The sequence below is a fragment of the Streptomyces sp. SID12501 genome, assembly GCF_010550245.1.
Lineage (GTDB): Bacteria > Actinomycetota > Actinomycetes > Streptomycetales > Streptomycetaceae > Streptomyces.
Genome location: NZ_JAAGLU010000007.1, coordinates 90,578 through 108,631, shown reverse-complemented (window position 1 = coordinate 108,631; position 18,054 = coordinate 90,578). Strand labels below are relative to the sequence as shown.

Sequence of the window (18,054 nt, the reverse complement as noted above, 5' to 3'; positions counted from 1 at the left end):
GTACTACTGGGCCAGGGCGGTGTGGAACGGCGCAGACGGAGGCGTGGGAGCCGGCTGAGGAGACGGGCTCGGGGTCGCCTTCGGCAGGTCACCAGGGTCGCCGGTTGCCTTTCCGTTGTGCCCGGAGAAGACCTTCACCATGGCGCTGACGAAGCTGCCGGTCTTGATGCCCGCAGTGATCTTCTCTCCCGCGATGGGTGATTTTCCAGCCTTGACCAGGATCTTGTTCACCGCGGTGACGGCGATCCCGTTGAAGAATTTGAAGCCCACGCCTTCGAGCGCCGCACCGCCACTGAAGCCGATTCCCCGCAGCTTGGACAACCCCTTGAGCCCCTTGATGGCCCGGAAACCCTTCAGCGCGCCGAGTCCTGGCATGACCCCCAGCGTGTCGAAGAAGAGCTTGGACGCACTGAATTTTCCGCCGCGCGCCGTCATGTCGTAGGCGTGCCCGGCAAGTGCGAGGGCACTGGTGGCGACGGCCAAGAGCGCGAAGATCGGTGCCAGCGCCTGGAGAGGAGGAACAAACATGCAGATCACGGCCAGAATAGAGAAAATAGCCGACAGGTTGGAAAGTCTGTCTGCCCAGTCCGCCATGAAATTCATGATTCCGCCGGGGTCGTGGACGCCGTCGTGGTGGACGATGTTCTTGATGTGTTTCGCGGCAGCGCTCGCGGCATCATCGCGAATGATTTTCGCTCGCCCGATTTCGCTGTGACAGTCGCGAATGACATCCATCGAGGCGTCGCGCTTCTTCGCAAGCCGAGTGCGGTCCGTGACGTCGTCACGGCTCGGAAGCGTGCCTTCGTACTGTTTGAGATCACCGGTGGCACCCTTGAGGTCGGTCTCCGCGTCCCGGTACTTCTGCAGAGCCTTGTCCGCGACCTGCTGTGCTCGGTTGAGTTCACTCGCGTACTCGGAGGATTCGCCGCCTCCGTCGACGACCTTGGTCCCGAGGGCCTTGGCCGCCTCGTCGTAACGCTCGAAGGAACGCTTCAACCGCCCTGACGTGCCGTCGGCTATCTCGTGGAACGCCCGGCCGGCATCGCTGTCCCAGCTCTCGACCGACGCGAGTGCCTTGATGTTTTCGGCCTGCTTGTCGATCTCGTCGGCCATCTTGCGCAACTGCTTGCCGAGCCGCGCGACTTCGTAGGGATCACCGGGTATGGGGTCTCCGTCGTGCAGCGGTTCCCAGTCCCGCGGACGCGAACTCATTTCTTCCCCTTGGCTTGCTTGCGGGAGTCCCGAAGGGCCTTGGCGAGTTCCCCGTCGACGGTGTCGTACGTATCGGCGGCGGTCTTGGTGTACTTTGCCAGATTTTCGATGTCCTCCATCATTTTCTTGCGAGTCTTCTTCCAGGTATCGGAGAACTCGTCGAAGACGTCGCGGAGCTTGTCGCTCCCGAGTGCTTTGTCATAGTCGTCGGCAGGGTTGCCGTTGTCCTTGAACTCGCGATGGATCCTGTACAAGGAATCTGAGCAGTCCCTGATCAGGTCAAGGTCAGCTCTGGTTCTGTCGGCCATAAAGGTCCCCCGTTTAAGTTCGGTCTGGCGCACTGAAATCAGCGATTGACGGCCTGGATCTCCTGGACGGTGATTGCCTGTTCGCTGCCGAACGTGCCGTTGGGCAGGTCGCCGCCCGCGCCGCCGGTGCCGGTCCAGGCGATGTCCCAGGTGATGGTCGCCCTGAGGTTGTAGGTGCCGTCGCCCGAGGAGCGGAGGTACTTGATCCCGCACGGCGGACTCTGACTGGACTTGCCCGTGGCGTAGGGCTCGCCGATGGAGCCGTCGGCGTTGATGACGCACTCGCCGGAGGCCGGGTAGGTCTCGGCGTCCTCGGTGCCCGGCTCCAGCTTGAGGGACACCGGCTTGGCGGTGGTCGTGGCCTGGATGTTGAAGCCGGGGACGTTGAGGGCCGCCGTCGCCTGGACCTCGCCGAAGACGGCTCCGTCGAGCCAGGCCCAAGTCGGCAGGTTCACCTTGGTGTTGGCGGCGGGCGCGAGGGTGACCTTGGTGCCGGGAAGCTGCATGTGCTGGTAGGCGAGGCCGGCGAGTATCTCCGGGCTGATGGCCTGTTCGTACTGGGGCGGCGGGGCTTCGCCGTTGTCGACCCAGAAGGGGAGGTCGGTGCAGGACATCCGCTTGAGAGCATCCGGCTCGTTGGGGTTCTCGACACCGGCCCAGAACATCCCGTCGCCGTCCTTGTCGACGTTGTAGTCCTTGTAGCCGGGGGTGTCGGTCCAGCCGTAGTCGTCCTCGTAGTGGCGCTGCACCTCGCTGATTGCCGCGCCTGCGGTGCCGCCCATGCCGGGCGTGTTCAACGACTCCTCGATGCTCTTGGACATCTTCGCCTTGAAGTCCTTGGCGCCGAGGTAGGGGGCGTACCAGCAGGCTGGGGGCGTCCAGTTGACGTCGGCCGACGTCACGTTGCCGGTGCTGCCGCCCGCGGCGACGGAACCGGAGTACTGGATCTTGGCGGCGGCGTAGATGCCTGTGCTGTCGCTGCCGCCCTCTTCCTTCGCGTCGCCGCCCTGGCCGTAATCCACCGGTTCTGCCATAGAGGCGGGGGCCGTGAGAACGACAGCGCTGATCGCGAGGGTCAGAGCAGCAGTGCTGGTGGCGAGGACCCTACGTCGTGATGCGTTCACCGGCACTTCTCCGCCCCCGTCTCGACGAATACCTTGGATGCCTGCCACAGGCCCGTGCCCGTGGGGAACTTAACCATGATGATCTTGTAGTAGCCGAAGTCCTTGAGGCTGGGCTCGGTCTTCAGGACTTTCCCTGTTTTGACCTCTTTGCCGTAGAACTTGCTGGCATCTGAACAGAACGCCACCTCCACCGAGTTGCCGTTCGCGGCGGACCGAGTTGTCGCCTGGTAGTGGCGGCGGGTGCCGGTGGCGGTCCAGCCACCCTTGATCCATTCGTTGATCTGTACTTCCCCGTAGTGCAGCCCCCCGCCGGTGGCGTAGGTGGCCAAGGCCGCGTCCTTGGCCGTGCGCTTGTCGACGCCCCGGTAGATGGCGCGGAGGAAGTTGGCGGCGTCGTCCATCGCCGCCGCCTCGTTCTTGTTCGTCGGCTTGGTCCAGTCGAAGACCAGGTTCATGTCCTTGGGCAGGGACACATCCACGCCGTCCGGGTTGGTCTCCGCCGCTGACGCCGAAGGTTCCGCCGACTTCGTCGGTGTCGCCGTGCTCTGTTCTGCGCCGGCGATCTTGTCGTTGGAGCTGGACTTGTCGTCTCCGCTGCCGCAGGCCGTCAGCAGCAGGGCTGCGGTCGCGGTGAGCGCGGCAGCAACGGGCAAAGAACGGCGCTTCAAGGTGGGCTCCCCGTGAGATGTCGATACAGCTGAGACTTCTGACGGTATCTGGGGGGCCTGTGGTCGTGCCAGGCTGGACTGCCTTCAGGGCGCGGGTGTTTGTGAATCTATTGGTGCAAATTCGATGCGCCCGGTGTCCCCGGACGGGGGCGGTATCAGGGGACGCGATGTTTTGGCTGCCTTCGCGGCAGTTACGGGGCCGTTAGGGCACCCGGCACGTCAGAGACCCGGTCCGACCGGCTGTCCCGTCACGCTTCCCGTGTCGGGAAAGTGCTGGTGTCGACCTTCACACGTTCTCCGGTGGCCAGAGTGAAACTGACCGGTTCCCCGTACGGGGTCTCGACAGCTCGCCCGTATCCGGAGGCGTGCGGCTCCGACAGCAGCGTGACCGTCTTCTTGAACGGGTCGGCGATCATGTAGAAGTCGATGCCGAACCGTCCGTACTTCTGTACGTTCCGGACGTAGTCCTTCTCGTCCTCCGGCTCGGACGGGACTTCGACGACTGCGAGTACGTCGATGCACGAGTAGCTGTTCTTCCGGCGCTCGGCGTCGAAGTCGACGATCGTCAGGTCCGGCGCCGCGTCGTTCTCGCCCGGGAAGGTGACCAGGACGTCGCCGAAGACGCGCTCCCGCGCGATGCCTGCGGCTTTGACCGCGTCCTTGACGTCAGACACGGTCCAGTCCTGCTCCGGGCTCTGCGGGGTCATGATCACCCTTCCGTCGAAGATCTCGACCTTGTATCCCTCGGGGATACCGCCTCGCTCGATCAGATCGCTCATGACAGTCATGGCAGCTCACCTCCTGTGAGCATTATGGCTGGCCGGAGCCGAGCCGCGTCGATGTATCGGTGACCCGATTGGCGCATCGAGACCGCCTCTGCTCACCGCATCTCTTCGCGTTCAGATCACCGGTAGCCTACAAAGTGTAGGATTTGCTGTATGGACGCCTCTTACACGCTCACGGATGCCCGGAACAACCTGGGCAAGGTCGTCAATGAAGTGCGGCACGGCGGTAGAACTGTGGAGATCACAGATCACGGCACTCCCGTCGCGGCTGTGATCCCGATAGAGCTGCTCGACTACTTCCAGCAACTCGAGGATCAGCGTGATCTTGCTGCCGCGGAGGAGAGCAAGGCCGGCGCCACACGCTGGGTGTCCCATGCGGATGTGGCCGCGCGCTTCGGCCTGAACGCTGACGGGACGCGGAAGCGGTGACCTACGAGATCGTCTGGTCGGACGCTGCCATCGACCAGCTTGCCGCTCTCAACGAGAGGCATGAGGACGCGGCGATGCTCATCACTGCTGCGGTGTATGACCTTGCGGACAACCCGAATCCCACCAACTCCTCCCGCCTCGGCACCAGCGACATCCACCGGCTGCTGCTCGGTTTCTACCGAGTCATGTATGAAGTGCGGGACAAGACGGTCACCGTCGACGTCCTCAGCGTCGGCCGAAGCGACCGTCCTCGGTAAGGGGCTGGTAGGACTTGGCATCCGTTAAAGGAACGGCGTCCCCGCGTCCAGTCCCGACAGCACCCGTCCGTACAGCTCCAGGTTGGTCGTCGGGTTGACGAACGAGTGGAGGCTCAGGGCGTGGATGTCTCGGACCGTTCGTTGGATGGGGACCTCGCGGTGCAGGGAGGATGCGCCGGAGGCGGAGGCGATCAGGTCTATGGCCTCTTTGCAGAGGCGGGTCGTGTAGCCGCTCTGGGCCCTGATCCTGGCTCGTTCCGCTGAGGTGTACGGGGTGCGGGTCGCCGCCCTTGACTCGATCGTCGTGACGAAGTCGGTGGTCAGCAGCTCGGCGCAGGTGATCTTCATCGCCGCCTCGGCCGCCTGGAGGTGGGTGACCGTCGCCTCGTTCTGGCGTTCGTGGAAGGTGTACGTGATGCCCCGGTGGTGGATGCGCTCCGTGAACTCCGTCAGCGCCGAGCGGGCCAGGCCGAGGGCGTTCGGGGGCGTCCAGGCGCAGAAGAGGAGCAGTACCGGCATGCCGTAGAACGGGTCGGCGGCATTGGTCTTCGACGCGATCGTGCCGTCGAGCAGGGGTCCCACGGGTAGGACGCGGTGGGCGGGGACCATGACGTCCCGGGCAACCACGCTGTTGCTGCCGCTGCCTGCCAACCCTGACACGTACCAGTCGTCGAGGATCTCCAGGTCGGTCATCGGGACGGCGGCCCAGAGGAGTTCGGGTGGGCCGGGAGGTCCGGGCGGGCTGTCGGATGTCCCGGCAGCGGGCTCGACGCGGACCGTCAGCAGGTGCCAGTCGGCGTCCCGGCAGCCGGTGGCGAAGGCCGAGGTGCCGTTGACGACATAGCTGCCGTCGGGTTGCGCGACGGCCGTGGCGTCGGGGATGAGGGTGCCGCCGACCCGTACGTCGGGGGAGGCGAAGATCTCGTCCTGGGCCTCGTCCGGGAAGAGCGCCGCGATGTAGGCGCAGCCGGCCTGGATCAGAGCCATGAAGCCGGCCGAGCCGCAGGCGGCGGCGATCTCGGACAGGGCGTCGACCTGGGTGTGCAGGGGGGACTGGTAACCGCCGTACCGGCGGGGGACGTTCATGCGGTAGACGCCGGCGTCCGTCAGGGCCGCGACCACCTCGGGCGTCACCCGCCGCTCCTGCTCCGTGCGCGGCGCGTGCTCGCGGATGAGCGGTTGCAGCGCCCGTATGCGGTCTACGAGGCCGGCGGCGGTGTTGGCAGCGTCGGCGGGGTGCGAGGTTGCGGGCTGAGCCATGGGCGAACCTCCGGGTGCTCCTGGTACTTCGGGTACTCCGGGCACGGCGAAGTTCCCACCGTCGCGCGGGGCGGATCGGCTGTCAACCGGCCCTGTGGTGTCAGGAGTTGCTGTTCTCGGAGGGGAGGGGCAGGAGGGCGCAGAAGCGTTCGGCGTTGTTCCGGTGTCCGATGGACAGGCGTACCCAGGACTCGTCGGTGAAGGTCAGGCGTACGTCCGTGCCGGTCTCGCAGTACGGCATACGACGGGCTCCGGCGATGGCCTTCCGGGCGAACTCGGCCAGTACATCCGCCTGTTCCAGCGCGCCCGTGCCGTGGCGGGTGCCCAGGAAGAGCAGTCGGCGGTCGGTGAGGACGAGGTCGGTGACGTAACCCTTCGGGCGGCGGGTTCGGTCCAGTTGCCAGGGGACGGTACGGGCGAGTGTGTCCGGGGCGGCCCACATGACCGGGAAGTCGTGGACCTCGTTCTGCGGTTCCTCCGGGTTCTTTGCTCCGCCCCGTACGGGAACGTCGCCGAAGGGCGAGCCGGAGGCGCCACCGAGGTTCGCGACGATGTTGCCGATCAAGGGGATCCCGACCAGGAAGGCGCGGCCGACACCCCTGGCCGCGCGGTCACCTGCCGGGCGCGGGGCGTGCACCGGGGCTGGGGGCCAACCCGGCAACTCGTCCTGGATGTCGTTGCGTTCCGGGTCCCGGAACCAGCGCAGCCCCGAGACCGGGGAGGCCATGCCCGTCGCGAACGTGGCCGCGGTGCGCAGCAGGAGATCCTCGTCGCGGTCGGGGTACCAGTCCATGGGCGATGAGCTCCGGTTTCGCGCTCGGGTTCGGTCTCAAGGGAGCGAACCGTACAGGGACTTGGACCCGCCTCCTTCACTGCGGTTCGCACCGGTGACAGTCGAACCGCACGATCAATGCTGTGGTGTTCCCCGTGAACCCCTCACTCCTTCCGCCCTTCCCGTCGAACGCCCGAGCGCAGTAAGTTCGCGCGTGTGTACGGCTGTTGGTGAGGGTGTTGGCGTGACGGGGGTTGCGGGATGGTGGGGTACCGGCCGGCGGACTGGCACGTGCTGGACCTGGACAAGGATCCGACCCCGGGTGATCCGGACCGTGTGCGTCAACTGGCTCGTACGTTGCATGACTTCGCGGATGATGTCGCGGACGGGTTGCGGTTGATCAAGGGGATGGCGTCGGAGAACGAGACGCTGGAGTGGGCGGGCAAGACCGCTGAGGTGTTCCAGGACGAGTTCTCGGACGTGCCGAAGAATCTGAAGAAGCTGAAGAAGTCGTACGACCTGTGCGGTGACGCGCTGGTGGACTACTGGCCGAAGTTGGAGCGGGCGCAGGCGCTGGCGGACAGGGCGTTGGCGAAGGGGCGGGCGGCGCAGGCGGATCTGTCGTCGGCCAAGTCCCGTCTGTCCTCCGCTGATTCGTGGATGACGCGGGCCACGAAGGAGTCCGACAAGTACAAGGACGATCCGACCGGCAGTAAGACCGCCGAGAAGCCGGACGAGGCGAAGGTCCGGGCTGCCACGCGGGACGCCCAGCATGCCAAGTCGGCCCAGAGCAGCGCCCAGTCGGACGTGGACGGTGCGCAGTCGGCGTTGGATGTGGCGAAGAAGATGGCTGAGGACGCGCGCAGGATGCGTGAGGACGCGGCGGGTGAGGCGAAGCGGAGGATCGACGAGGCGTCGGATGCCGGTATCCAGAACCGGAGTTGGTGGGAGGACGTCGGGGACTGGTTCGTCGACAACTGGGACACCATCGTCGCCGTGTGCAAGATCGTCGTCGCTGTCGTCGGGGTCGTCGCGATGATTATCGGGGGGCCGATTCTGGGTGTGATCGTGCTGATCGCGGCCCTGGTCGTGCTCGCGGACACCCTCTACAAGTATTCCAAGGGACAGGCGTCCCTGTGGGATGTGGGCTTCGCCGCGCTGGACTGCATCCCGGGCATGAAGGGGCTCACGACGCTCGGTGGCCTCGCCAAGGGCCTGAAGACGGTCGGAAAGTTGGGCCTCAAGGGCATGGTCAAAGGCCTCGGCAAGGGCCTGCGCAAGGGTGCCGACGACGCCGTCGCCAAGAGCAAATCGGCCAAGGGGCGGTGCAAGAACGGCGATCCCATCGACATGGTCTCCGGCGAGATGCTGATCGAGCAGACCGATGTGGGCCTGCCCGGTGTGCTGCCCGTCATCCTCCGTCGTACCCACCTGTCGACCTATCACTGGGGCTCCTGGTTCGGCGAGTCCTGGGCGTCGACCTTCGACGAGCGCCTCGAACTCGACGACGACGGGGCGTTGTTCGCCACCGAGGACGGCATGATCCTCTGCTATCCCGTCCCAGGACCGGACCGACCGGTGCTGCCCGAAGCAGGGCCCCGGTGGCCCCTGGCGTGGGACGCGGACCAGCCGGGGGCGCTGCGGGTCACCGACCCCGGGACCGGGATCACGCGGCATTTCGCCCCGTCGTCGGACAACGCCGGGCGTGGCCCGGCGTTCACTCTGCCGCTGGCCGCGATATCCGATCGCAACGGCAACCGCGTCCACTTCGACCGCACATCCGACGGCACCCCCGTGGCCGTACGCCACTCCGGCGGTTACCACGTGCATGTCGACACGGCGGAGGGCCGTATCGTCCGGCTGCGGCTGCGCAATCCGGCGGACGGGCCCGACGGCACCACGATCCTGCGCTACGGCTATGACGAGGCCGGCGATCTGACGGAACTGCACGACTCCTCCGGGCTGCCGTACACCTTCACCTACGACCTGGCGGGCCGAATCGGCTCATGGACCGACCGGATCGGTTCCTGGTACCGCTTCACCTACGACGACCATGATCGCGTCATCCGAGGCGAGGGCGCGGACGGTGTCCTCGACTGCACCATCGAGTACGACGCCCAGGCGCAGGCCACCCACTACACGGACTCGCTCTCCCGCACCACCAGTTACCGCCACAACGAGCGCCGCCAGCTCGTCTCGACCACGAACGCGCGGGGCGAGTCCGTCCACAACGAGTGGGACGACACCGACCGGCTCGTGGCGCGGACCGACGCGCTGGACCACACGTTCCGCTACGAGTACGACGACGCGGGCAACCTGACGCGTGTGACGCGGCCCGACGGATCCGTCACCTCGGCCGTCTTCAACGAGTTCCACCGGCCGGTCGTGGTGCTGGACGAAGCCGGTGACGAGGCCGGCGAGGACGGTGTGGCCTGGCGCCACACCTACGACGAACGCGGCAACCGGATCGCCACCCGCAACCCCACCGGCGCCGAGACCCACTACACATACGATGACGCGGGCTTCCTGACCGCCGTCACGGACGCCCTCGGGCACCGGCGCGACGCGGCCTGTGACGGCGTGGGCCTGCCGGTGCGGCTGGCCAACCCCCTCGGCAGCACCACCACCCTGGAGCACGACGCCTTCGGCCGGATCACCTCCGTCACGGACGCGCTCGGGCTCGCGACGCGGTTCGGCTGGACGGTCGAGGGCAGGCTGGCATGGCGTGTGTCCGGCGACGAGCCGGCGGAGCGGTTCGACTGGGACGCCGCGGGCAATCTGGTGACCTACACCGACCCCGCGGGCAACACCAGCGCGTACACGCCCACCCACTTCAACCTCGCCGCGGTCCGCACCCGCCCGGACGGTGCCCGCTACGCCTTCGACTACGACACCGAGCTGAACCTCACCCGGGTGACCAACCCGCAAGGGGCCACCTGGGAATACGTCTACGACGAGGCGAACCGGGTCGTCGCGGAAACCGACTTCAACGGCCGCACGCTCACCTACGACGTCAACGCCATGGGCGCCCTGATGTCCCTTACCAACGGAGCCGGCGAAACCGTCTCGTTCGGCAGGGACACCCTGAGCCGCACCACGTCGGTCCGGCACGACGGCGACACCACCTCGCTGCGCTACGACTCCAGGGGCCACCTGGTCGAGCAGACCGGCCCGGAGGTGCGGCTGCAGCGCACGTACGACACGGTGGGCCGACTGCTCGCCGAGAGCGTCAACGGCAGTACCACGACGTACCGGTACGACGCGCTCGGCCGCCGCGTCGAGCGACGTACGCCGTCCGGCACCGTGTCGACCTGGTCGTACGACGCGGCCGGGCGTCCGGTGGGCCTGGAATCCGCAGGCCGCATGCTGGGCTTCGACTTCGACGCGGCAGGCCGCGAGATCGCCCGGGAGCTGGGACACGGAGTGACTCTCGGCCAGTCGTGGGACGAGGCCGGCCGGCTCACCGCGCAGACGCTCGCCCGGCACCCGGAGGGCGCCGAGACCCTGCTCCAGCACCGCACGTACGCCTACCGAGCTGACGGCCACCTTGCCGAGCTGGACGAACTCACCACCGGCACACGCCGGTTCGACCTCGACCCGGCCGGCCGGGTCACCGCCGTACACGCCCGCGACTGGACCGAGTCGTACGCCTACGACGGCGTCGGCAACCTCAGCAGCGCCGTGACACCGGCCACGTCCGGGGACGACACGCACCGGGAGTTCACCGGGACGCTCGTCCGACGCTGCGGCCGGACCCGGTACGAGCGGGACGCGGAGGGCCGCGTCGTCCGGTCGGTACGGCGGCTGCTCAACGGCCAGAAGCGGGTGCGGACTTACGCCTGGAACAGCTTGAGCCAGCTCGTCGGCACCGTCACGCCGGGCGGAGCCCGCTGGCGCTACCTCTACGATCCCACGGGCCGCCGTGTCGCGAAGCGGCGCGTGTCCGACGACGGCTCGGTCGCCGAGGAAATCCGCTTCACCTGGGACGGCCAACGCCTCGCGGAACAGATCACGCCCGGCGGACACAGCACCACCTGGGACTACGCGCCCGGGACCCATCTGCCCCTGACACAGATCGATCGAGCCCCTGGTGGCCCCGGTGGTCCCGGTGGCCCCAGTGACGCGGGTAGCCCGGGTGGTGCGGCAGATCCGGACTTCGGTACGCGCTTCCACGCCGTGGTGACCGACCTCTCCGGAGCGCCGGCCGAGCTCATATCCGAGGAAGGGGAGCTCGCCTGGCAGCGGCGCACCACTCTGTGGGGGCTCCCGCTGCCGAGGCAGGACACGGCGAGCGCATCGAGCGGTCGTACCGAGGGCACGGTCGACTGCCCCCTGCGCTTTCCCGGCCAGTACGCCGATGCCGAGACCGGCTGGCACTACAACCACCACCGCTACTACGACCCCGAGACCGGCCACTACGCGACCCCTGACCCGCTCGGCCTCGCCCCCGCCTCCAACGACACCGCGTACGTGCCCAACCCGTACCGCTGGATCGACCCGCTCGGCCTGCACCGCGACACGGGCAACGGCCAGTACGCGCGCGACCCCGACGCTCCCGAGACGGCGCACAACCGGAAGTCCGAATACCCGTCCGGGTATCGCGAGTCGACCCATGACGAGATGGCCAAGAACTGGACGCTCGAAGGAGTCGACCAGGGCGAGCGGCCACTGGACTCCGCCAAGAACAAGATTCCGCGGGATCAGCTGACGTGGTTCGACGGCAACGGTGACATCATCTGGGACCCGGCGAACCCCGGTTCCAAACCGTTCCACGAGACGGTCACCTACGAGCACCGTGAAGCGGTGGTGGACCACTGGAACCGGGAGGGCAGACTCACCGGCCGGCCGACCCGCAACGACTTCTACAACGATCCGGACAACATGGAGGCCATGGAGAAGAGCAAGAACTCGCGCGGCGGAGCCATGATGGACGCCAGATACAGCCAGGACACAGGCCCGAACTACTCGTGCTCGTGACCTCCCCCTGACCTCGGAGCCCCCGAAGCACACCTGGAAGGAACCATGGATCTACAGGCCACCATCGCCGGTTTCCGCAATGTCGCCCCCCTTGACGGCCTGGACGGGGCATGGCGGTGGAGTCTCAACCCGGTACTGCACTTCGCGGGAGCTCTGACCGACGACGGAAAGCGGCTCCTCCAGACCAACCAGCGTGGCAGGCACGACGAGGGCCTCGCCCGTGAGGTGCTGTCCTTCGCCCGCGCCCACGAGCGGGAGCTGACGGAGGCGGGGAGTTTCCTCGGCTTCGTGGAGGGCCTGCGGGTGCCCGGATTCGAGTTCGACGCCGTCGCGGCAGCCGTCCCTGAGGTCCACGGACATCACAAGGCGCAGAACCCCGACCTCACGGCGGTGACGTACGTCGTCTTTCCCGCGTATGCCTGCGAGTTCTCCGGGGGCGAGACCCTCGCCGAAGCGGAGGCCAGGTACACGAAAATGCTCCACCCTGCCGAAATCGGGCGCGAGCCGGTGCCGTTCGTGAAGATGAGCTTCGACAATCCCCGTACCGGTGGCGGAAGCAACAACCCCGGGCGCGCACTGACGTACCCGCGGATCGTCCGTCAGGAGATTCCCGAGCTGGCCAACTCCGCAGGCGGATTCGTGGAGTTCGAGAACCGTTTGGGCAAGGTCTGGCGGGTGGAGTGGGACGGCGGCTGGATTGTGTCGGAAGAACAGTCGGGTGTGCGGTCGGTAGCGCATGAGCGGCGTGAGATGAGCCTGGACGAGGTCCTGGAGCTCTTCGAGGGAGCGCTGCGGGAGGGCACACGTCAGTGACGGACGTCCCTCGTACGACGTAATCGGTCCGTCCCCGTCCGTCCCTGTCCGTCCCTCATCGCGTGAGCGAATCGTGCAGGCCTCATGGCAGACCCGTGGTGAAGGGCGGGGCGGTGGCGCGGGTCGTCCGGCCTGCAGGTGTCGGGTCGGCAACGGATTCGCGCGTGCACAGCAGATGTCGTATCCGCATCGCTTTGTCCAACGGGGAACCGTACGGCTGAAGTTGCACGTGAATAACGTTGTGCCCCGGGTCGTTCACGATCCAGAACGCGCCTTGAGGGGCTTATGTGCGGCTGATACGGTGCCATGGCTTGACACTCACTCCAGCGCTGGCTAATTGGCCGGATCGGGCGGTACGTCCAGCAAGGGCGTATCGCGCACATCACGCGTATCGCGGGTGAAGTGTCCTATTTGGCACTTTAATTGGCAGAATTTTCTTGGGTGTACGGGGAGCTGTTGCGTGAAGATCCAGGAGCGTACGGGTGCGGGCGGCGGCCGTTCCTCGGTGCCCGCTCAGCCGATGTCCGGTGAGCGGCTCCCGACGCCGCCCCGCGAGCGCAAACCGGCTCTTGCCGCCCTTGCGGTGCTGCTGATCCTGGTCGGTGCGCTGGGCGCGACGATGCTCGTGCTGCGGGCGGGGGACCGGATCGAGGTCGTCAAGGTGACCGCACCCATCCCGGCCGGGGGGTCCGTCAGCAAGGCGAACACGGCGTCGGTCCTGGTCGCGGACGACGACAGCATCGACTACATCCCGTGGGAGCAGTTGGACGCTCTGATGAAGCTGAAGGCCGTCAGCGCGATCCCTGCGGGAGTCGTCCCGGTCGGGCAGATGTTCACCGGCGAGACCGGCCTCGGCGCCGGGCAGGCCACCGTCGGACTCTCCCTCAAGGCGGGTCAGTACCCGAACAACCTCAAGCAGGGGGACCTCGTCGCCGCCTACCGCGTCGGCGGCACCACCGGCACCGGCTCCAGCACCGGTTCCAGCGGCTCCTCCTCGTCCGGCGCCGGCACCAGCCTGATCGTGGACAAGGCGAAGGTCAGTTTCCTGCAGGGAACCAATGACAGTGACGCGGTGACCAGCACCAACCTGCCCGTCACGCTCACCGTCGACAGCACCAAGGCCGCCGAGCTGGCGCAGGCCGCTGCCGCCGGTCAAGTGGCTCTCGTGCTCATCCCCAGTAGCTGAAGGCGGCACCGGAACCATGGCGCTCATCGTTCTCGCCGCCGACAAGGGTTCACCCGGCGTGACCACCGCGGCCGTCGCGCTCGCGGCGGTCTGGCCCCGGCGGGCGCTGCTCGCCGAGACCGACCCGGCCGGCGGTGACCTCGTCTACCGCAGTGCCGCCGCGCACGGCGGGATGCTCAACCCCAACACCGGCATGCTGTCCATCGCCGCGACCGCCCGGCGCGGGCTTGTTCCCGATCAACTCTGGGACCACGTACAGCCGTTGAGCGGCGGGCTCGAAGTGCTCGTCGGGCTCGGCATCGCCGAACAGGCCGCCGGGCTCGCCGGGCTCTGGCCCACCCTCGGCAGCGCCTTCGCGCAGCTCGGTGACTCCCCGAACGCGCCCGCCGACGTCATCGCCGACTGCGGACGCATCAGCGGGGACACCCCTGTCGTCGAGCTGTTCCCGCATGCCGCCCTCGTGCTGCTCATCTCGCGTACCGAGCCCGAGGCCATTGCCCGGGTTCGCGACCGTGCCGCCGCTCTCTCCACCAAGCTGCACGGCGGTCCGCGCGGCGCCGCCAGTCTCGCCACGCCGCTCATCGGGGTCGTCCTCATCGCCGATCCCAACAACTCGGGCAAGCTGGTCAACCAGGTCAACGACATGCTCGTACACGCGCAGACGGGTGCACGCGTCGTCGGCACGCTCGCCGAAGACCCGGCCGGAGCCGAGCAGTTGGCCGGGCGCAAGCGCGGGCGGCTCGACAAGTCGATGCTCATCCGGTCGGCCCGCAAGGTGACTTCGGACCTGTACCAGCAGTACGGCGCCGCATGGACCGTACCCAGCCAGGTGCAGGGCCAGGGTCTGGGGCAGCAGCCTCCGATGCATGGCCGGCCCGGTCAGCAGCCCGGTCACGCCGGTGGGCAGCCCGGCCATGCCGGAGCCGGCCGATGACCGCTGTCGACCACTCGCTGGTCAAGCGGTTCCGGCAGGAAGCCGGTGACCGGATCTCCGAGCAGCGTCGGCTCGACCAGGCCTCCAACGTCACACCGATGTCCCCCGAGGACGAGCGGCAGTACGCGCGGGCCGTCATCGCCCAGATCCTTGAGGACCACGCCCGGACCGAGATCAACGCCGGGCGTACGCCGCTGGACGCGGAGACCGAGGAGCAGTACGCGGCTGCCGTGCACGCCGCGCTGTTCGGCGTCGGGCGGCTGCAGCCGCTGCTCGACAACGCCGACGTCGAGAACATCGACATCAACGGGTACGACCAGGTCTTCGTCGGCTACTCCGACGGGCGCGAGGTCGCCGGTGACCCGGTGGCGGAGTCCGACGAGGAGCTCATCGAGCTGATCCAGGTGCTCGGCGCCTACTCCGGGCTCTCCTCCCGCCCCTTCGACTCCGCCAACCCGCAGCTCGACCTGCGGCTGCCGGACGGGTCGCGACTGTCCGCCGTGATGGATGTGACCCGGCGTCCCGCGCTCTCCATCCGTCGTGCGCGCATGGGCAAGGTCTTCATCTCCGACCTGGTCGGGAACGGGACCGTGGCCCCGGAGGTCGCGCACTTCATGGCCTGCGCCGTGCGCGCCCGGAAGAACATCATGATCGCGGGCGCCACCAACGCCGGTAAGACGACGCTGCTTCGGGCCCTCGCCAACGAGATCCCGCCGCACGAGCGCCTCATCACCGTCGAGCGTGCGCTGGAGCTGGGCCTCGACCAGTTCCCCGAACTCCACCCCAACGTCGTGGCGTTCGAGGAGCGGCTGCCCAACTCCGAGGGCCTGGGCATGATTTCGATGGCCGAGCTGGTGCGGCGGTCGCTGCGTATGAACCCCTCGCGCGTCATCGTCGGTGAGGTGCTCGGCGACGAGATCGTGACGATGCTCAACGCGATGTCGCAGGGCAACGACGGTTCGCTCTCCACGATCCACGCGAACAGCTCGCACGAGGTCTTCAACCGTATTTCCACGTACGCGCTCCAGGCGAAGGAGCGGCTGCCCATCGAGGCCAGCCAGATGTTGGTCGCGGGCGCGGTGAACTTCGTCGTCTTCATCCAGCGGCGCAACAACTTCCATACGGGCGGCCGGCTCCAGCGCATGGTGACGTCGGTCCGTGAGGTCAACGGCGTGGACGGCCGCGTGCTGTCCAGCGAGGTCTTCGCCGAGACCCCGGACGGCCGCGTCGTGCCGCACGCGCCCCTCTCCTGCCTCGACGATCTGGTCGCGCACGGGTACCGGTTGCCCGGCGGGAACTGGGGGTGACCATGATCATGACGACAACCAGTGATATCTCGGCGTACGGGGACACGTACTCGGCGGCCGTCGGCCCGCTCGGCTCCATGGGCGGACTGTTCTCCATCGAGGTCCTGTACTCGCTCGGGGCCGGCGTCGCCGTCGGCGGCGGGCTCGCGCTGCTCGCGGTCGCGATCCGCGGGCTGCCGGTCAAGCCGGAGCACGAGAAGCAGAAGGCCACCGAGCGCGCCAACGAACTCATCCGGTTCGCGGGGCAGCGAGGCTCGCTCGCCGCCCTCGTCGGACTCGCCGTGCTGTTGCTCACCCGCTGGGCGGTGGCCGGGATCGCGGCCGGCGTCCTCGTCTTCTTCTGGGACCGCCTCTTCGGCGGCGCGGCGGAGGAACGGGCCGGAATGCGGCGCGTGGAGGCTCTCGCCTCCTGGACGGAGTCGCTGCGTGACACGATCGCGGGCGCGGTCGGTCTGGAGCAGGCGATCCCGGCGTCGGCGCGCGCGGCGGCACCGGTACTGCGTCCGCACCTGGACGCGATGGTCGACCGGCTCCGCTCCCGTACCCCGCTCCCCGACGCGCTCCAGCAGCTCGCGGACGAGATCGACGACGCGTCCGCCGACATCATCGTCGCGGCGCTCATCCTCAACTCGCGGCTGCGCGGCCCGGGGCTGCGTCAAGTCCTGGGCGCGCTGGCGAAGTCGGCGCGCGAGGAGGTCGACATGCGGAACCGGGTCATGGCGCAGCGGTCGTCAACTCGTCGGTCCGTACAGATCGTTGTGGTGGTGTCGGTCGGATTCGTCCTCGGACTCGCCATCTTCAACCGCGAGTTCGTCGAGCCGTACGGAACGCCGATCGGACAGGTCGTGCTCGCCGGTGTCTGCGGCCTGTTCGCGCTCGGCTTCTGGTGGCTGCGCAAGCTGTCGAGCATCGAGACACCAGAACGCTTCCTGGTACGGGACGACACGTCCGTGCGGTTCGTGCGGCCACCCGGCACGTCGGCCAAAGGCGCGCAAGGCGGGCAAGGCGCTCAAGGACAGCCGCCGTACGGGGCTGGGCCTGGTCCTGGTGCTGAAGAGGGGGTACGTCGATGAACGACCTGACCATGCCGGTGCTGGTCGGCGCCGTTCTGGGCCTCGGCATCTACGTCCTCGTACGGGCGTTGATGCCGTCGAAGCGGAGTGCGGTCTCGCAGGTCGCGCGCGTAGACGCGATGCGGGCGCGGGGAACGGCGTACGAGTCGGCCCATCGCACCCAGGACGCCGGACGGATCGGTTCGTTCCGGGCCCAAGTGGGCGTCCGCGTCTCGGACTTCTACTTCCAGCAGGGCTGGGAGCAGCGCTCGCTGCGGGCCGACCTGGCCGTCCTGGACCGGAGTTGGGAGAACTTCCTCGCGACGAAGGTGCTGCTGGGGGCGGCCGGACTGTTCTTCGGCCCGTTCCTCTTCGTCATCGTCTGGACGCTCGGCATCGGCAGGAGCCCGGCCATCCCGGTCTGGATGGCGCTGCTCTTCGCGCTGGTCTTCTTCTTCCTGCCCGACCTGGAGGTACGGCGGGACGCGGCCGACAAACGGCGTGACCTGCGCCGGGTGATCGGGGCGTATCTCGACCTGGTGTCGATGAGCCTGGCCGGCGGCCGGGGTCTGCCCGAGGCGCTGATGGCGGCGGCCGACATCTCCGACGGCTGGGCGACACAGCGCATCCGCAACGCGCTCAACGACGCCCGTATCACCGGCACCAGCCAGTGGCAGGCGCTCGGTGCGCTGGGCGAGGAACTGGGCGTCGAGGAACTCAAGGACCTTTCGACCTCGTTGGCGTTGGTCGCGGACGACGGCGCGAAGGTGCGTGACTCGCTCGCCTCACGCGCCGAGACGATGCGGCACCGGGAGCTGGCGGAGATCGAGGGCAGCGCGGGTGAGAAATCGCAGTCGATGCTCGTGGCGCAGCTGCTGTTGTGCGCCGGGTTCCTGGTGTTCCTGATCTTCCCCGCGGCCATGCGCGTGTTCCAGGTCTGACGTTCATTCCCTACTGCTTGAATTCGAGA

At 67.7% G+C, this 18,054-nt stretch carries 16 protein-coding genes; 9 read left to right on the top strand and 7 right to left on the bottom strand.

Translation table 11 applies throughout. The features are described from left to right. Nucleotides 1-3: 3 nt before the first annotated feature. The 5 genes from G3I71_RS09935 to G3I71_RS09915 all read right to left on the bottom strand — a co-directional run bounded on the left by G3I71_RS09935 (nucleotide 4) and on the right by G3I71_RS09915 (nucleotide 4,100). Nucleotides 4-1,212, bottom strand: coding sequence for a putative T7SS-secreted protein (locus tag G3I71_RS09935; RefSeq protein ID WP_164313599.1), 1,209 nt, complete (start codon nucleotides 1,210-1,212; stop codon nucleotides 4-6). Continuing rightward, nucleotides 1,209-1,520 (bottom strand): hypothetical protein, encoded by a 312-nt coding sequence (locus G3I71_RS09930; protein ID WP_164313598.1) that lies wholly within the window; start codon nucleotides 1,518-1,520, stop codon nucleotides 1,209-1,211. The genes G3I71_RS09935 and G3I71_RS09930 overlap by 4 nt, the downstream gene beginning before the upstream one ends. Before the next feature lie 38 nt (nucleotides 1,521-1,558). After that, the gene (locus G3I71_RS09925) at nucleotides 1,559-2,554 is read right to left on the bottom strand and encodes a hypothetical protein (protein WP_239149061.1); all 996 of its coding nucleotides are present in this window, start codon (nucleotides 2,552-2,554) and stop codon (nucleotides 1,559-1,561) included. 86 nt (nucleotides 2,555-2,640) lie between these two features. Continuing rightward, on the bottom strand, nucleotides 2,641-3,312 hold the full coding sequence (locus tag G3I71_RS09920) for a hypothetical protein (protein WP_164313596.1): 672 nt from the start codon (nucleotides 3,310-3,312) through the stop codon (nucleotides 2,641-2,643). A gap of 248 nt (nucleotides 3,313-3,560) precedes the next feature. Then, complete coding sequence (locus tag G3I71_RS09915; protein WP_164313595.1) at nucleotides 3,561-4,100, bottom strand: Uma2 family endonuclease; 540 nt, start codon at nucleotides 4,098-4,100, stop codon at nucleotides 3,561-3,563. Nucleotides 4,101-4,250: 150 nt separating this feature from the next. Between G3I71_RS09915 and G3I71_RS09910 the strand changes: the two genes are divergently transcribed. Both G3I71_RS09910 and G3I71_RS09905 read left to right on the top strand, forming a co-directional pair. Beyond that, entirely contained in the window at nucleotides 4,251-4,526 is a 276-nt protein-coding gene (locus tag G3I71_RS09910) for a type II toxin-antitoxin system Phd/YefM family antitoxin (RefSeq protein ID WP_164313594.1), read from the top strand. Beyond that, entirely contained in the window at nucleotides 4,523-4,783 is a 261-nt protein-coding gene (locus G3I71_RS09905; protein WP_164313593.1) for a type II toxin-antitoxin system RelE/ParE family toxin, read from the top strand. Before G3I71_RS09910 ends, G3I71_RS09905 begins: the two co-directional genes overlap by 4 nt. Before the next feature lie 24 nt (nucleotides 4,784-4,807). Here G3I71_RS09905 and G3I71_RS09900 read toward each other — a convergent pair whose 3' ends face one another. Beyond that, nucleotides 4,808-6,043: an acyl-CoA dehydrogenase family protein gene (locus G3I71_RS09900; protein ID WP_164313592.1), complete on the bottom strand. Its 1,236-nt coding sequence runs from the start codon at nucleotides 6,041-6,043 to the stop codon at nucleotides 4,808-4,810. A gap of 100 nt (nucleotides 6,044-6,143) precedes the next feature. Beyond that, nucleotides 6,144-6,836, bottom strand: a complete 693-nt coding sequence (locus tag G3I71_RS09895) for a hypothetical protein (RefSeq protein WP_164313502.1) — start codon at nucleotides 6,834-6,836, stop codon at nucleotides 6,144-6,146. 240 nt (nucleotides 6,837-7,076) lie between these two features. Here G3I71_RS09895 and G3I71_RS09890 point away from each other — a divergent pair, with 240 nt between their 5' ends. The 7 genes from G3I71_RS09890 to G3I71_RS09860 all read left to right on the top strand — a co-directional run bounded on the left by G3I71_RS09890 (nucleotide 7,077) and on the right by G3I71_RS09860 (nucleotide 18,025). Then, a complete protein-coding gene (locus tag G3I71_RS09890; protein WP_164313591.1) occupies nucleotides 7,077-11,792 on the top strand; it encodes a DUF6531 domain-containing protein in 4,716 nt (1,571 codons plus the stop codon). Between the two features lie 45 nt (nucleotides 11,793-11,837). Continuing rightward, nucleotides 11,838-12,605: a hypothetical protein gene (locus G3I71_RS09885; RefSeq protein WP_164313590.1), complete on the top strand. Its 768-nt coding sequence runs from the start codon at nucleotides 11,838-11,840 to the stop codon at nucleotides 12,603-12,605. Between the two features lie 460 nt (nucleotides 12,606-13,065). Then, nucleotides 13,066-13,791, top strand: a complete 726-nt coding sequence (locus G3I71_RS09880; RefSeq protein ID WP_164313589.1) for a hypothetical protein — start codon at nucleotides 13,066-13,068, stop codon at nucleotides 13,789-13,791. A 16-nt stretch (nucleotides 13,792-13,807) separates the two neighbouring features. Beyond that, a complete protein-coding gene (locus G3I71_RS09875; protein ID WP_164313588.1) occupies nucleotides 13,808-14,725 on the top strand; it encodes a hypothetical protein in 918 nt (305 codons plus the stop codon). Further along, nucleotides 14,722-16,032, top strand: coding sequence for a CpaF family protein (locus G3I71_RS09870; protein WP_164313587.1), 1,311 nt, complete (start codon nucleotides 14,722-14,724; stop codon nucleotides 16,030-16,032). Before G3I71_RS09875 ends, G3I71_RS09870 begins: the two co-directional genes overlap by 4 nt. 2 nt (nucleotides 16,033-16,034) lie before the next feature. Continuing rightward, nucleotides 16,035-17,105, top strand: a complete 1,071-nt coding sequence (locus G3I71_RS09865; protein WP_164313586.1) for a type II secretion system F family protein — start codon at nucleotides 16,035-16,037, stop codon at nucleotides 17,103-17,105. Next, nucleotides 17,102-18,025, top strand: coding sequence for a type II secretion system F family protein (locus G3I71_RS09860; RefSeq protein ID WP_164313585.1), 924 nt, complete (start codon nucleotides 17,102-17,104; stop codon nucleotides 18,023-18,025). The genes G3I71_RS09865 and G3I71_RS09860 overlap by 4 nt, the downstream gene beginning before the upstream one ends. Nucleotides 18,026-18,054: the final 29 nt, after the last annotated feature.